Annotated in this window: 12 protein-coding genes; 2 read left to right on the top strand and 10 right to left on the bottom strand. The window is 67.3% G+C overall.

Features of this window, described 5'->3' with window-relative positions; translation table 11 throughout:
- Window positions 1-271 precede the first annotated feature (271 nt).
- Complete coding sequence (locus tag ACWDOP_RS06295; protein WP_456344206.1) at window positions 272-655, top strand: hypothetical protein; 384 nt, start codon at window positions 272-274, stop codon at window positions 653-655.
- Between the two features lie 82 nt (window positions 656-737).
- Here ACWDOP_RS06295 and narI read toward each other — a convergent pair whose 3' ends face one another.
- The 8 genes from narI to ACWDOP_RS06255 all read right to left on the bottom strand — a co-directional run bounded on the left by narI (window position 738) and on the right by ACWDOP_RS06255 (window position 10,428).
- Complete coding sequence (gene narI, locus ACWDOP_RS06290; protein WP_456344282.1) at window positions 738-1,469, bottom strand: respiratory nitrate reductase subunit gamma; 732 nt, start codon at window positions 1,467-1,469, stop codon at window positions 738-740.
- A 2-nt stretch (window positions 1,470-1,471) separates the two neighbouring features.
- Window positions 1,472-2,110 (bottom strand): nitrate reductase molybdenum cofactor assembly chaperone, encoded by a 639-nt coding sequence (gene narJ, locus ACWDOP_RS06285; RefSeq protein WP_456344205.1) that lies wholly within the window; start codon window positions 2,108-2,110, stop codon window positions 1,472-1,474.
- Window positions 2,107-3,771 (bottom strand): nitrate reductase subunit beta, encoded by a 1,665-nt coding sequence (narH, locus tag ACWDOP_RS06280; protein ID WP_456344204.1) that lies wholly within the window; start codon window positions 3,769-3,771, stop codon window positions 2,107-2,109. The genes narJ and narH overlap by 4 nt, the downstream gene beginning before the upstream one ends.
- A complete protein-coding gene (locus ACWDOP_RS06275; RefSeq protein WP_456344203.1) occupies window positions 3,768-7,454 on the bottom strand; it encodes a nitrate reductase subunit alpha in 3,687 nt (1,228 codons plus the stop codon). Before ACWDOP_RS06275 ends, narH begins: the two co-directional genes overlap by 4 nt.
- A 144-nt stretch (window positions 7,455-7,598) precedes the next feature.
- Window positions 7,599-8,171: a DUF308 domain-containing protein gene (locus ACWDOP_RS06270; protein WP_454204393.1), complete on the bottom strand. Its 573-nt coding sequence runs from the start codon at window positions 8,169-8,171 to the stop codon at window positions 7,599-7,601.
- A gap of 99 nt (window positions 8,172-8,270) precedes the next feature.
- Entirely contained in the window at window positions 8,271-8,708 is a 438-nt protein-coding gene (locus tag ACWDOP_RS06265; protein WP_456344202.1) for a VOC family protein, read from the bottom strand.
- 136 nt (window positions 8,709-8,844) lie between these two features.
- Window positions 8,845-9,456, bottom strand: a complete 612-nt coding sequence (locus ACWDOP_RS06260) for a dihydrofolate reductase family protein (RefSeq protein ID WP_456344201.1) — start codon at window positions 9,454-9,456, stop codon at window positions 8,845-8,847.
- A 288-nt stretch (window positions 9,457-9,744) separates the two neighbouring features.
- Window positions 9,745-10,428, bottom strand: a complete 684-nt coding sequence (locus ACWDOP_RS06255) for a winged helix-turn-helix transcriptional regulator (protein ID WP_456344200.1) — start codon at window positions 10,426-10,428, stop codon at window positions 9,745-9,747.
- 103 nt (window positions 10,429-10,531) lie between these two features.
- On the opposite strand from ACWDOP_RS06255, the gene ACWDOP_RS06250 reads away from it, so the two are divergent.
- Complete coding sequence (locus ACWDOP_RS06250) at window positions 10,532-11,449, top strand: alpha/beta fold hydrolase (protein ID WP_456344199.1); 918 nt, start codon at window positions 10,532-10,534, stop codon at window positions 11,447-11,449.
- Window positions 11,450-11,528: 79 nt separating this feature from the next.
- On the opposite strand, the gene ACWDOP_RS06245 is transcribed toward ACWDOP_RS06250, so the two are convergent.
- Together ACWDOP_RS06245 and ACWDOP_RS06240 are read right to left on the bottom strand one after the other, a co-directional pair.
- The gene (locus ACWDOP_RS06245; RefSeq protein ID WP_456344198.1) at window positions 11,529-12,500 is read right to left on the bottom strand and encodes an aldo/keto reductase; all 972 of its coding nucleotides are present in this window, start codon (window positions 12,498-12,500) and stop codon (window positions 11,529-11,531) included.
- A gap of 61 nt (window positions 12,501-12,561) precedes the next feature.
- The gene (locus ACWDOP_RS06240) at window positions 12,562-13,785 is read right to left on the bottom strand and encodes a cation:proton antiporter (protein WP_454204384.1); all 1,224 of its coding nucleotides are present in this window, start codon (window positions 13,783-13,785) and stop codon (window positions 12,562-12,564) included.

The raw sequence follows: 13,785 nt of genomic DNA, 5'->3' as shown, positions 1-13,785 counted from the left end.
ACAACACTATCCAGCTCAATCCACCGCCACGGCGGATATCGAACGCATACCTGGACCACACCCGCTCGTCCCACGAGGCATGCCCCGAGAAGGGACCGAAAGGCCAGGCGATCGGTCTCTTAGTGAACAGGCGCGAGGAATGCCGGGAGTATTCGTGAAGGAAGTGTCGGGATCCTTCGGGGATCTCGTGGGGAAACCGGGTGGCGGGGTAAGCGTGTGACAGCGTGGCCGAGTGGAGACGGCGAGAACCTTTGGGGAGCAATTTCATCCGGTGGGGCGGCGGTGGTCGGCGTGGGTGATACCGCTGTACCCGATCGGCGGGGTCGGGGCCGCGTGGATCACCTATGACCGGATGGTCGGGAGCGTTGTCGACTGTGTGCACGACCTCGACGGCGGGTCGGCCTTCTGGCTGCTGTTTCTCGGGGCCTCGGGGCTCGTCGCGATGGTGACCATCGCACTGGTGGCCGGGATGATCGCCGTCGGCTCGAACCGGCTGCTGCGCACGTCGCCGGCCTGGGAGAGATTCAGCGAGGCCGTTCCGATACTGGTGACCGTTGCGGGGGTTGCGTTGATCATGTTGACCGGCATATTGCTGCTGAACGAGGCGACGTTGCCCGCCGACTACTGTGCGCGATTCGATCAGATCCGATACTGACCGGCGCCCGATACAAAACGACGGACCGGCTTTCGGATGGTCCGAAAGCCGGTCCGTGGTCACCACCGGGCAGGGAGAGCGACTACTGCACGCGTTCCCAGCCCGGGCGGGTCTTGTGGGTGCCGATCGTAGCCTCGTCGCGGCTGCGGTAGACGATGTAGGGGCGGGTCAGGTAGCCGATGGGGGCCGAGAACACGTGCACCAGGCGGCTGAAGGGCCAGAAGGCGAACAGGGCGCAGGCCGACAGCACGTGGAGCTGGAAACCCAAGGGGGCGTTCACCATCAGCTCGGGTTCGGGCTGGAAGTAGAAGATCGACCGGAACCACGGGGAGACGTCCTCGCGGTAATTGTGCGGATTGCCGGTCAGGTTGCCGTAGAGGGTGGCGCCCAGCCCCAGGGCCAGGGTCAGACCCAGCAGCACATACATGATCTTGTCGTTCCGGGTGGTCGCGGAGAAGACCGGGCCGACCGTACGCCGGCGGTAGATCAGGATCAGCAGGCCGGCCACCGTCGCGACGCCCGCCACGACGCCCAGGCTGTAGGACGCCGTGTGATACATGTGCTCGCTGATGCCGATCTTCTCGGTCCAGGACTCCGGAATCACCAGGCCCACAACGTGTCCCAGGAACACGAACACGATCCCGTAGTGGAACAGCGGGCTGCCCAGGCGCAGCAGCCGGTTCTCGTAGATCTGCGAGGACCTGGTGGTCCACCCGAACTTGTCGTAGCGGTAGCGCCAGACGAGCCCCACCACGCAGATGCCGAGCGCGGCGTACGGCACGCCGACCCACAGCAGAACATCCTTGGCGCTCAGGTTCATCGACGGCCTCCGATCACTTGCGGCATGTAGGTGGGTGGCGCGAAGGGCTCCAGGCCGACGTCCTCACCGGGCGGCCCCTCGGCGATGAGCCGGGCGATGGCCTCCTGCTCGTCACCGCGCAACGGCTTCAGCGTCGCCGACAGCGAATCGAGCGCCCCGGCCCACGGCGACTCGGCCTCGTGCAGCGCCCGGCGCATGACCTCGATCCCGGCCCGATGCTCCTCGAGCAGCTCCTGCCCGGGAACCGGGTGCGTGGAAGCGAATTCGAGCACCACGGCCAAATGATCCGACAGCTCCCCGTCCTCGAGCAGCAGCCCCGAGGCCCGGTACAGCTGCTTGAACCGCAGCAGCGCCATCCCGCGCTTGCGGGTGTCCCCGTACAGGAACCACGTCAGGTACGGGCTGAACCGCTTGCGATGGTCGAAGGTGTCCACGAACTCGATCGCCAGCTCCACCGGATCGGTGTTCTCCAGATGATTCAGCAGCGGCCGCAACGGCGCGCCGACCCCCGCCGGCAGCGTGGCCGCCGCCCGCCGCAGCATCGGCAGCGCATCCAGCACACTCTCGTCGGGATAGGCGAGCAACAGCGATTGCACCTGAAACGCGCCCGCCCGCACGGACTCCGGCACCTTCACCGGCGGTGCCTCCCGCCCTCGTCGCTCGGCATGAGTCCTTCGGGGGTACCGCGCCCGTCCCAGTTCAACAGGTTCACCCGCCCGCTGCCCTCGACCCCGGCGTACGAGTCCGCGGTCTGCCGGTCCTGCAGCATCCGGAAGTTCTCCACCGCGATGGGCGTCGGCTGCCCCGAACTCTCACCGAACGGCCCCGAAGTGATCATGCCCGGCCCGCCGTCGTAGTCCAGGCTGCAGTCGGTCGCAAGTTCCTCGAGCCCGTGTGCCTGTTCGGCGTGCGCGGACGGAATGATGTACCGCTCTTCGTATTTGGCGATGGCGAGGAGCCGGTACATGTCGTACATCTCCTGCTCGCTCATCCCGACCCGCGCGGCGATCTCCGGCCGCGACTCGCGCCCGAGATTGATGTCGCGCATATAGCTGCGCATGGCGGCGAGCTTGCGCAGCACGTCGTTCACCGGTTCGGTATCCCCGGCGGTGAACAACTCCGCCAGGTACTCCACCGGAATCCGCAGCGCCTCGATGGCCGCGAACAGATTGCCGTGATCCTCCGCGTCGTGCCCGGTATCGCGCAGCGCGTCCACCACCGGCGACAGCGGCGGGATGTACCAGACCATCGGCACCGTGCGGTATTCCGGATGCAACGGCAACGCCACCCGGTACTTGCGGATCAGAGCGTACACCGGCGAATCCTGCGCCGCCCGCACCCAGTCGCGCGGCATACCCGCCCGCTCGCAGGCCGCGATCACCTGCGGATCGAAGGGATCCAGGAACGCATCGCGTTGCGCGGCATAGAGATCCTTCTCGTCGGGCGTGGCCGCCACCTGCGCGACGGTGTCGGCGTCGTACAGCATGACCCCGATGTACCGCAGCCGCCCGACACAGGTTTCCGCGCACACCGTCGGCAGCCCGACCTCGAGCCGCGGAAAGCAGAACGTACATTTCTCGGCCTTGCCCGTGCGGTGATTGAAGAACACCTTCTTGTACGGGCAACCGGATATGCACATCCGCCAGCCGCGGCACCGATCCTGATCGACCAGGACGATGCCGTCCTCTTCCCGCTTGTAGATCGCCCCCGACGGGCACGACGCCGCGCACGCCGGGTTCAGGCAGTGCTCGCAGATCCGCGGCAGATAGAACATGAAGGTCTGATCGAACTCGAACTTCACCTTGTCCCCGACCTTCTTCAGGATCGGATCGGACTGCGCGAGTTCGGGTGCGCCACCGAGATTGTCGTCCCAGTTGGCCGACCAGGTGATCTTCGTGTCCTTACCGCTGATCAGCGACCTGGGCCGCGCCACCGGGGTGTTCTGCTGCACCGGCGCGGTCGTGAGCGTCTCGTAGTCGTAGGTCCACGGCTCGTAGTAGTCGGCCAGCTCGGGCAGGATCGGATTGTCGAAGATGGTGAACAGCTTGTGCATCCGCCCACCGCCGCGCAGCTTCAACCGGCCCTTGTGATCCAGCGACCACCCGCCGCGCCACTTGTCCTGATCCTCGTACGTGCGCGGATACCCCTGTCCGGGACGGGTTTCCACATTGTTGAACCACACGTACTCCACGCCCGCGCGATTGGTCCACGTCTGCTTGCACGTGACCGAGCAGGTATGGCACCCGATGCATTTATCGAGGTTCATCACCATTGCCATCTGTGCCATGGGCTTCATCGGTAGCGAACCTCCTGGCTGCGACGGCGGATGACCGTCACTTCGTCGCGCTGGTTACCGGTCGGGCCGAGATAGTTGAAGGCGAACGAGAGCTGGGCGTAGCCGCCGATGAGATGGGTCGGTTTGATCAGCAGGCGGGTCAGCGAATTGTGAATGCCGCCGCGCTTTCCCGAGGCTTCCGCGAGCGGGACGTCGATGAGCCGATCCTGCGCGTGATGCATGTACACCGTGCCTTCGGGCATGCGGTGCGAGACCACCGCGCGGGCCACCACCACGCCGTTGCGGTTGACCGCCTCGATCCAGTCGTTGTCCGAGATCGAGAGTTTCGCGGCGTCCAGGTTCGACATCCAGATGGTCGGACCACCGCGCGAGAGGCTCAGCATGAACAGGTTGTCCTGGTACTCCGAGTGAATCGACCACTTGGAGTGCGGGGTCAGATACCGCAGGGTCAAACCCTGCGCGTCCTGCGACCCCAGCGGCGTTTCGGCGAACAGCGCGGTCATGTTCAGCGGCGGCCGGTACACCGGCAGGCCCTCCCCGACCTCCTGCATCCAATCGTGGTCCAGGTAGAAATGTTGCCGGCCGGTGAGCGTGTGCCAGGGCTTGTGCCGCTCCACGTTCAGCGTGAACGGCGAGTACCGCCGGCCCCCGCTCTCCGACCCCGACCACTCCGGGGAGGTGATGACCGGAACCGGCGCGCGCTGGGTGTCCGCGAAGGTGACCTGCTTGCCCTCGTGCTCGGCGGCCAGATCGGCGAGCGCGGTGCCGGTGCGCTGTTCCAGGGTCCGGAAGCCCTGGGTCGCCAGGTGCCCGTTGGTGGTGCCCGAGAGCGCCAGGATCGCCTCGCAGGCGTCGATATCGCGCGCGAGCGAGGGCCGCCCGTCGGCCGGTCCGCCGTGCACGATGCCGTTGTGCCTGCCGAGATAGTCGATCTCGCGCTCGACCCGGTAGGTGATGCCCTTGGTGGTCGCGCCGAGCGTGTCCAGCAGCGGGCCGATGGCGCGCATCTTGGCGTGGACCGCGGGGTAATCTCGTTCGACGACCGTCAGCCGCGGCATGGTCACGCCCGGAATCGGTTCGCACTCACCGGCTTTCCAGTCCCGGACCACGCCGTGCGGAGTGGCCATCTGATCGGGGGTGTCGTGCAGCAGCGGGGTGGCGACCAGATCTTTGCGCACGCCCAGGTGCCGGGCGGCCTGCCTGCTGAACTCCTTGCCGATGGTCATGAACGCGTCCCAGTCCGTGCGCGTCTGCCACGGCGGGGCGATGGCCGGACTGAAGGAGTGCACGAACGGGTGCATGTCCGTCGAGGACAGGTCGTGTTTCTCGTACCAGGTGGCCGCGGGCAGCACCACGTCGGAGAACATGGTGGTGCTGGTCATCCGGAAGTCCAGGGTGAGCAGCAGATCGAGCTTGCCGGTCGGGGCCTGATCGCGCCAGCGCACCTCGACGGGCCGCGAACCCGACGGAGCCTCCTCCGCGCGGAGTGAGGAGTCCGCGCCGAGCAGGTGCTTGAGGAAGTACTCGTTGCCCTTGGCCGAGGAACCCAGCAGGTTCGAACGCCAGATGGTCAGCACCCGCGGGAAGTTCCGCGGATCGTCCGGGTCCTCGCAGGCGAAGCCCAACTCCCCCGACTTCAGCTGCGCCACAATGTGATCGGCGGGCGCGACCCCGGCGGCCTCCGCCTCGTCCACCAGGTCGAGCGGATTGCGGTCGAAGGTCGGGAACGAGGGCATCCACCCCATCCGCGCGGTCTGCGCGAGCAGATCCGCGGTGGAGCGCCCGGTGAATTTGCCGTTGCCCGCGGTGGTGGTGAGCGCGTCGGCGCTGAACGGGTCGTAGCGGAACTGATCGGTGTGCAGGTACCAGTACGCGGTCTGGATCATCTGGCGCGGCGGGCGCGTCCAGTCCAGGGCGTTGGCGACCTGCGCCCAGCCGGTGACCGGACGGCACTTCTCCTGTCCGACATAGTGTGCCCAGCCGCCGCCGTTCACGCCCTGACAGCCGGTGAGGGTGGTCAGCGCCAGGAACGTGCGGTAGATGGTGTCGGAGTGGAACCAGTGGTTGGTGCCGGCGCCGAGGATGATCATCGACCGGCCGCGCGATTCGGCTGCGTTGGTGGCGAATTCGCGTCCGATGCGGGCGGCGACCTCGGGTGCAACGCCGGTGATCGCCTCCTGCCAGGCGGGGGTGCCGGGCTGGGTGGCATCGTCGTAGCCGGTGGGCCATTCCCCCGGCAGCCCCGGGCGGTGCACACCGTACTGCGCGAGCATGAGATCGAAGACGGTCGTGACCAGATGCCCGCCGACCGTGCGCACCGGGACCCCGCGCCGCAGCTCCGCCGCCGAGCCGTCGCCGGTGTCGAAGCGCGGCAGGGTCACCGGCACCGACCGCTCGCCGTCCATACTCAGCAGCGGCTCGACGTCGCCGAGTTGCAGATTCCACTTACCCGCGCCCTCGTCGCCGTAGCGGAATCCCAGGGAACCGTTGGGCAGCACCGGTTTTCCGGCGCCGTCCAGAAAGATTGTCTTGAACGCCGCGTTGGGTTCGCCCGCGAACTCGGGCAGGTCGGCGGCGGTGAGGAACTTGCCGGGGCGGAAGCCGTCCGCGGTCTCCTCGAGCCGGATCAGGAACGGCAGATCGGTGTAGCGGCGCACGTACTGCTGGAAGTACGGCACCTGCTGCTCGATGAAGAACTCGCGCAGCAGCACGTGTCCCATGGCGAAGGCCAGCGCGCCGTCGGTGCCCGGATGCGGGGCGACCCATTCGTCGGCGAACTTGACGCTGTCGGCGTAGTCCGGGGCGATGGAGACGACCTTCTGCCCGCGGTAGCGCGCCTCGGCCATCCAGTGCGCGTCCGGGGTGCGGGTCACCGGGACGTTGGAGCCCCACATGATGAGATAGCCCGCGTCCCACCAGTCCCCGGATTCGGGCACGTCGGTCTGGTCGCCGAACACCTGCGGCGAGGCCACCGGCAGGTCGGCGTAGAAGTCGTAGAACGAGAGCATGGCCCCGCCGATCAGGGACATGAACCGCGAGCCCGCCGCGAAGGAGGTCATGGACATGGCCGGAATCGGGGAGAACCCGGCGATGCGGTCCGGCCCGAACCGCTTGACCGTGTGCACGTGTGCCGCCGCGATCAATTCGACCGCCTCGTCCCAGCTCGCGCGGACCAGGCCGCCGCGCCCGCGCACGCTCTTGTAGCGGCGCGAGAGCTCGGGGTCCGACACGATCGATTCCCAGGCGAGCACCGGATCACCGAAGCGCTTCTTGGCCTCTCGGTACATCTCCAGCAACACACCCCGGACGTACGGGTAGCGCACCCGGGTCGGCGAGTAGGTGTACCAGGAGAAAGCCGCGCCGCGCGGGCAGCCGCGGGGTTCGTACTCGGGGCGGTCGGGTCCGGTCGAGGGGTAGTCGGTCGCCTGGGTCTCCCAGGTGATGATGCCGTCCTTGACGAAAACCTTCCACGAACAGGAGCCGGTGCAGTTGACCCCGTGCGTCGAGCGCACCACCTTGTCGTGCGACCAGCGGTCGCGGTAGAAGTCGTCGGCCTCGCGCCCGCCGTGGAGGTACTCGCTGCGCAGGTCCGGCGACATCTCGGTGCGCGTGAAGAATCTCCTGGACTTGATGAGAGCCTCGGTCAGTTCGCCGTCCAGCGCATAACCGCTGTTCCGCGCCATCGAACCCGCCTTCCCACGATGACCGCCGACGTCACCGCCGCACGATCGGCCACTCGAGCACACGACTAGGCAGACCGTACCGGCAAATATTCGGCAATCAGGGAATTTCGGGTCGACCGGGGGTCGGTGGCGTACCTCGTCGAATCAGTTCGAGACCGGCTCTGCCACGCCGCGTTCCACGCGGGCGGCGGCCACCAACTCGCTCGCGCCGACCAAGATCGTCAGCAGCCCCACCGTGACGGCGAACGCGGTGTCGGACCGGAAAGGCCCCACCGCCACGACCATGCCCGCCGCCGCGGTCGCCAGCCCCACGCCTTCCTGCACACCCGAGCCGACGTACTCGTTCGACCAGGCCGCGACGATCGCCAGCACGACGCCCCGGATCATCCACCCCATGCCGATCCACAGCGCCAGCAGCAGCACCCACTGCCCGCTGTCGAAGCACCAGATGGCCAGCAGCAGCGCGACCGCGCCGCTGAGCGCCTCGATCACCTTGAGCCCGGTCGGGATCTGCGCGCCGAAGGCGACAATGAACTGCGCCGCGGCCGACCCGAGCAGAATCAACGCGGCCAGCACCCCCATGGCCACCTCGGACTTGTTGGGCCACACCGTGAGTGCCACCCCCGTGGCGATGGTGCAGATCCCACTGATGATCAGCGCTTGCCAAGCCCAGTCGGCAAACACGGCGGTACGCCCCTCGATCCGATTGGTGGGCATAGATCAATGGTATGACCGATAAGTCCAGTTGGTCGGAGGTCCGGGAATCCCGCACGTCGGTCGGCGGGGCCGGGGCGTGTCATGTCAGCCGTTGTGCGATCAGGGGGTCGGGTCGGCGAGGAAGTGGACGACCTCCCACAGGTGTCCGTCCGGGTCCGCGAAGTACCCCGCGTAGATTCCCCACGGGCGTTCCAGGGGTGCGCGGACGATCGTGCCGCCTGCCTCCTGTGCTCGCCGCAATGCCTCGTCGACCGCGTCGCGGCTGTCCACGAAGTAGCCCAGGCTCATCGGCGAACCCGCTATCCGGTCGAGGGCGACGCCGGCGTCCTTCGCGAGGTCGGACCGCGAATAGAGCGACAGGATCAGGCCGCTCGGCAGCGTGAACATCGCGACCGCGCCACCCGGATTGTCTTGGTCGCCTTCGTATTCGGTGCCGATGATGCCGGGGGACGTCAGTCCCAGGCCCGCGCGATAGAAGTTCAGCGATCGCGCCAGATCCGCTACGCCGAGGGTGATGGCGCCGATGTCGGCTGTCATGTGCGGTTCCTCCATCCGACTGTCGGGATTGCTGTCAACCAGGAAACGCCGGGCACGACCGGAAGTCTTGAACATATCGGACGTGCGGTCGTGCCCACCCTCGGGTGATCGACCGCGCGGTCGATCACCGGTCGAACTACTGATCTGCCCCGAGACTCGCCTTGGCCGTCTCGTAGTCCCCGCTCGGCGCGGCCTCGTCCTTGGTGTAGATGAGGTGCAGCACGCCCGTGGTGAAGGTCGCCGAGGAGATCAGTTTCAACGGCAGCGTGGTGTCGCGATCCTCGAACAGCCGCAGACCCTTGCCCACCACGATCGGATGCACCAGCAGGTGCAACTCGTCCAGCAGCCCGAACTCCAGCAGCTGACGAACGACCGAGACCGAGCCGCTCATGGCGATGTCGCCGCCGGGCTCGTTCTTGAGCGCGGTCACCGCCTCCCGGAGGTCACCCTTCAGCACCTCGGAGTTCCGCCAGGTGAGCTCCAGATCCTGGTGCGTGACAACGATTTTGCGGGCATCACCGAACGACTTGGCCATGGCCGCGTCCTCGCCCCCCGCGTGCTCGCGCTCCGGCCACGCCGCCGCGAACCCCTCATAGGTCTCCCGCCCGAGCAGCAGGGTGTCGGCGGTCCCCATCTGCGCGCCGACCGCCGCCCCCATCTCGTCGTTGAAGTACGGAAAGTGCCAGTCCTGCGGGTCCGCGACGACGCCGTCGACAGCTGCGAACAGTCCAGCGGTGATCTTCCTCATTGCCAGCTCCTGGGTCGGTTGTTCCTGTGTTGCCTGATCTGACGAACCGGCGCGCGAAAACTCATCGGTCCCGCTTCGGAACAAATTCTGATCTTGTGAGTGCCGAGATGACCCGTACCCTCACGGGGTGGTGTGGTTCAGCGGGGAGTTCCTTCCGACGGCCATCCCGACCTGGTCGCCCTCCTCGTTCGAAGTCCCGAGCCCGAAGCCGAGGCGAAGCTGCTCGCGGACTTCACCGGCGGCGTCGCGGACGGAACGACCGTGGCCCTTCCCGGCGCTGAAGTTCGTTCAGGACGGTTCCGGAGTGATCGCCGGTCGCAGGCGATCCAGCACATCCAGGAGTAGTTCGAGGGCGGTTGGGTTGCCGTCCACGGTGATTCGGCCACCGGCTACCGCCGCCGCGAGATCGAGGTCGCCGCGTGCGAGGTCGATGATCGCGGCGAGGTCTGTGGTGAGGGTGGCGTCCGCGGTGCCGACGGGGACGCCCGGGGTGACGATCGCGTCGCCGTCGCGCAGGTCCAGGCGCGCGGTGGAATCCTCGATGTGGAACTGATACGTGGCGTACTTGCCCGCGATGACGGCCGGGTCGATCAGTTCGGCCAGGAACACCAGGGTCCACTCCGCGCGGTAGATCTCGGCCGGTTCGCGGGTGTGTTCGAGCTGATGGCGCATTCCCCAGATCGCCAGTGGCACAAGGGCTCGGGCGAGCTCGTGGCCGATATCGGTGAGTTCGTAGACCTGCGAGGCGGCCGGTGGGGGCAGCCGGCGGTGGGTGACCACGCCGTCCTGCTCGAGCTGTTTGACGCGGTTCGCCAGCAGGGTCGTCCCGATGCCGGGGAGGGCTTCGCCGAGGTCGGTGTAGCGCTTGGGACCGGACATGAGCTCGCGCACAACGAGCAGCGTCCAGCGCTCGCCGACGAGATCGAGGCTGCGGGACAGGCCGCAGTACTGGCCGTAGGTACGCCGGGTCATGAGGTGACTCTAACTTCTCGTCAGTATTACTCACAAAACAAGTAGTTCATACTATCGATTCTTATGTTACGGTCGCCGCATTCGTTCGAACCGAGGAGTGATCGTGACCATCGACCTTGCGGAATCGACTGTGCTCGAATCGATTACGGACAGCTCTCTGGCGGAGGTGCGACACCGCTTCATGATGATCGACGGACTGCGGATCCACTACGCCGAGGCCGGATCCGGTGACCCGCTGATCCTGCTGCACGGCTGGCCGCAGCACTGGTGGGAGTGGCGGCACCTCATCGGCCCACTCGCACAGCGGTATCGGGTGATCTGCCCCGACGTCCGCGGCCTCGGCTGGTCCGAGGGATCGGGCTCCGGATACGGGTTCGAACGGCTCGCCCGCGACGTCGTGGATCTGATGGACGCGCTGGACATCCCGCGCGCCCGGCTCGTGGGCCGGGACTGGGGACTGGTCACGGGATATCGCGCCTGCCTGAACTGGCCCGAACGATTCGAGCAGTTCGTCGCCATGGCCGGTATCCACCCCTGGTGCCTGGACGGCGTTTCCGCGCCGGTGTTCTACCGGCCGTGGCACATCTACCTGCTCGCCGCGCTCGGCACCTCGAACCCGCTCTATCTCCGACTCACCGAACGATGCCTGCGCGCCTGGCGGCACGAGGGCCGCTTCACCGCCGTCGAGACCGAGACGTACCTCCGGAAAATGCGCACCCCGACTGCCCACGCCGCCACGGTCACGTTCAACCGCAGCGTCATTCGCCGCGAGGTCCCCGAGTTCGCCCGCCACTACCGGCTCCTGCGCCTGCGCGTCCCCACCCTGCACCTCAACGGCGCGCGCGACCCGCTCAGCGAAGGCGTCCCGCACTCCTACCGCGACTACGCCGACGACATGACCCTCGAACTCGTGCCCGACTGCGGCCATTTCATCCCCGAGGAACAACCGGCCTGGCTCCTGAACCGCTTGCACGACTTCTTCGACACGGCGGACCGCACTCCCCCGAATCCACGCGATTGACCCGGGAACGGGAGAGAACCGCGCACCGGTATCGATACTGCCGCGACACCGTATCGGTCGGCTCGGCCGGCCCGTTCGGTCACCGCATCTCGATCCTGTCGACCGCGTCGCCGTAGGCGTGCGCCGAAGTGTCGCAGGCCGCCACGAAGTCACCCGGGAACCCGAGTTCGAAAGGCGCCGCCGCTTCCAGCGTTCGGACCGCTTCGGTCGGCAGGGTCAGGGAGGTCGCGGACAGGTTCTCGGCCAACTGCTTCGCGGTGCTCACGCCGACGATGGGGAGTACCGCGCGGGAGTGGTGCCGGGTCCAGGCGAGGGCTACATGTGCCGGGGGTACGCCGAGGTCGGCGGCCACCTCGGTGACCGCGGTGGCGATCGCCAGGTCGTGTCCGGTCAGGGTCGACGGATCCGAGCGGTTGCCCGCGACGCCGGTCAGCCTGCCCTGGGCCAGCGGGGCCCAGGCGGTCACGCTCAGGCCGAACGCCTCGGCCATCGGCAGCAGCTCGCGTTCGGCATCGCGCTGCAGCAGGTTGTAGGGCACCTGCAACCCCGCGAACTCGGTCCAGCCGCGCAGTTCGGCGATCGTATTCGCCTGCGCCACAACCCAGGCCGGGGCGTCGGAGATGCCGATGTGCAGGACCTTGCCCGCGCGCACCATATCGTCCAGCGCGCGCAGGGTCTCCTGGATCGGAGTGCGCCGATCCCACACGTGCACCCAGTACACGTCCAGGTAGTCGGTGCGCAGGCGGCGCAGACTCCGCTCCAGCGACGCCACGAGATTCTTGCGGTGATTGCCCCCGGCATTGGGATCGCGCGCGTCCCTCGTCAGGGTGTATTTGCTGCCGATCACGAACCGGTCCCGGTCGGTGATCGTCGCGCCGAGCACCTCTTCGCTGGTGCCGTACGCGGAGGCCGTATCGAGGAAGTTGCCGCCCGCCTCGGCGAAAACCTCCAGTACCCGGCGTGTTTCGCTCTCCTCGCGCAAGGCCATGGTCCCCAGGACGAGTTCGGACACCCGCAGCCCGGTCCGGCCGAATAGTCGGTATCGCATCATGGTGAGCAGTCTGCGTCAGAAGGGCGAGTGTAGGGAGGCCGTGCCAGTGCCTCCATAAGGCTCAGGCACTCACATTCCTGCGCCGATACAGCCTGCGCCGCTGGAACGTGCGCGCGGTCAGCGACGAGCCGAGCCCGTGCAGCACCACGCTGCCCGACACGGTCAGCACCATGATCGTCAGTGCCAGATCGGCGTCCCTGTCGTCCTGCAACTGGTTGAAGGCCAGCAGCGCGAACACGATCGACGTCGTCCCGCGCGGCCCGAGCCCGCCGATGAGCAGCCCCTCGATCCGCGTGAGCCCGGACCCGATGAGCGAGAGCATGACCGGCACGATCCTGATCACCGTCAGCACCGCCGCGCTGAACAGCCACAGCCGCCAATCCCCCACCTCACCCACGATGTACACCGCGACCACGCCGAACACGAACCACATCACGATGGTCAGCAGGAACCCGACGTCGTCGATCAATTCGAGCTCCCGCAGATGCTGCTCCCGCTTGCGGAAGCGGTGCAGCGCCAGCCCGCACACGAACGCCGCCACGAAGCCGTTGCCGCCGATCTGCGTGGACAACGCGTAGGTCAGCAGCGGCGCCGCGACCAGAATCATCCGCTTCGCCTGCGCGTTCATGAGATTGGCGCTGTCGGACCGATTGCTCAGTCCCGCGAGCACGGCCCCGACCAGCACACCCACCGCGATCGCTTTGAGCGCGGCGGGCACCGCGGTGCCCAGCGCCTGCGCCGGCGACTGCTGCTGGGACACGTCACCGGCCAGGATGAGCGCGAAAATGATGATGGGCGAGACGATTCCGTCGTTGTAGCCGCTCTCCACGTTCAGGATGTCGCGTACCCGCGTCGGGAGCCGCCCGTCCCGCAGAATGGCGGTGGCCGGCGCGAAGTCGATGGGCACCACCACACAGGCCACGACCAGCCACATCGCCCAGCCGTAGTCCGGGAGCACCAGCAACCCCAATCCGACCGCCGCCGCGAGGCTCAGCGGCATGGCGATGAGCAGCAGCCGCAGCGACGCGCCCGGATTGCGCCCCAGCAGCCCGCCGCGCACCTCGACCGCATCCACGAACAACAGAACCGCGAGCACGATCTCCGCGGTATGCAGCGCCACACTCGTATTGAGCGCCGAGCCGATGTTCTCGCGCGTCGACAGACCCACCAGCGCGCCGGCGGCCACGACCACCACCGCGGGACCGATGCGCCACGTATCCAGCTTGGCGGCCAGCAACGCCCACACGATGATGGTGGCGGTCACGGCGAGTATGGAAGCAACCAT

This window comes from Nocardia sp. NPDC003693 (assembly GCF_053981095.1).
Note: the sequence above shows the minus strand (reverse complement) of the source record. Positions and strands in the feature narration are given on the sequence as shown.

What these genes read in the sequence shown, in the direction of transcription:
- narH (WP_456344204.1), bottom strand. Translation starts at nt 3,771, where the DNA reads ATGAAGCCCATGGCACAGATGGCAATGGTGATGAACCTCGATAAATGC.
- ACWDOP_RS06275 (WP_456344203.1), bottom strand. Translation starts at nt 7,454, where the DNA reads ATGGCGCGGAACAGCGGTTATGCGCTGGACGGCGAACTGACCGAGGCT.
- ACWDOP_RS06270 (WP_454204393.1), bottom strand. Translation starts at nt 8,171, where the DNA reads ATGCCCACCAATCGGATCGAGGGGCGTACCGCCGTGTTTGCCGACTGG.
- ACWDOP_RS06265 (WP_456344202.1), bottom strand. Translation starts at nt 8,708, where the DNA reads ATGACAGCCGACATCGGCGCCATCACCCTCGGCGTAGCGGATCTGGCG.
- ACWDOP_RS06260 (WP_456344201.1), bottom strand. Translation starts at nt 9,456, where the DNA reads ATGAGGAAGATCACCGCTGGACTGTTCGCAGCTGTCGACGGCGTCGTC.
- ACWDOP_RS06255 (WP_456344200.1), bottom strand. Translation starts at nt 10,428, where the DNA reads ATGACCCGGCGTACCTACGGCCAGTACTGCGGCCTGTCCCGCAGCCTC.
- ACWDOP_RS06245 (WP_456344198.1), bottom strand. Translation starts at nt 12,500, where the DNA reads ATGATGCGATACCGACTATTCGGCCGGACCGGGCTGCGGGTGTCCGAA.
- ACWDOP_RS06240 (WP_454204384.1), bottom strand. Translation starts at nt 13,785, where the DNA reads ATGGTTGCTTCCATACTCGCCGTGACCGCCACCATCATCGTGTGGGCG.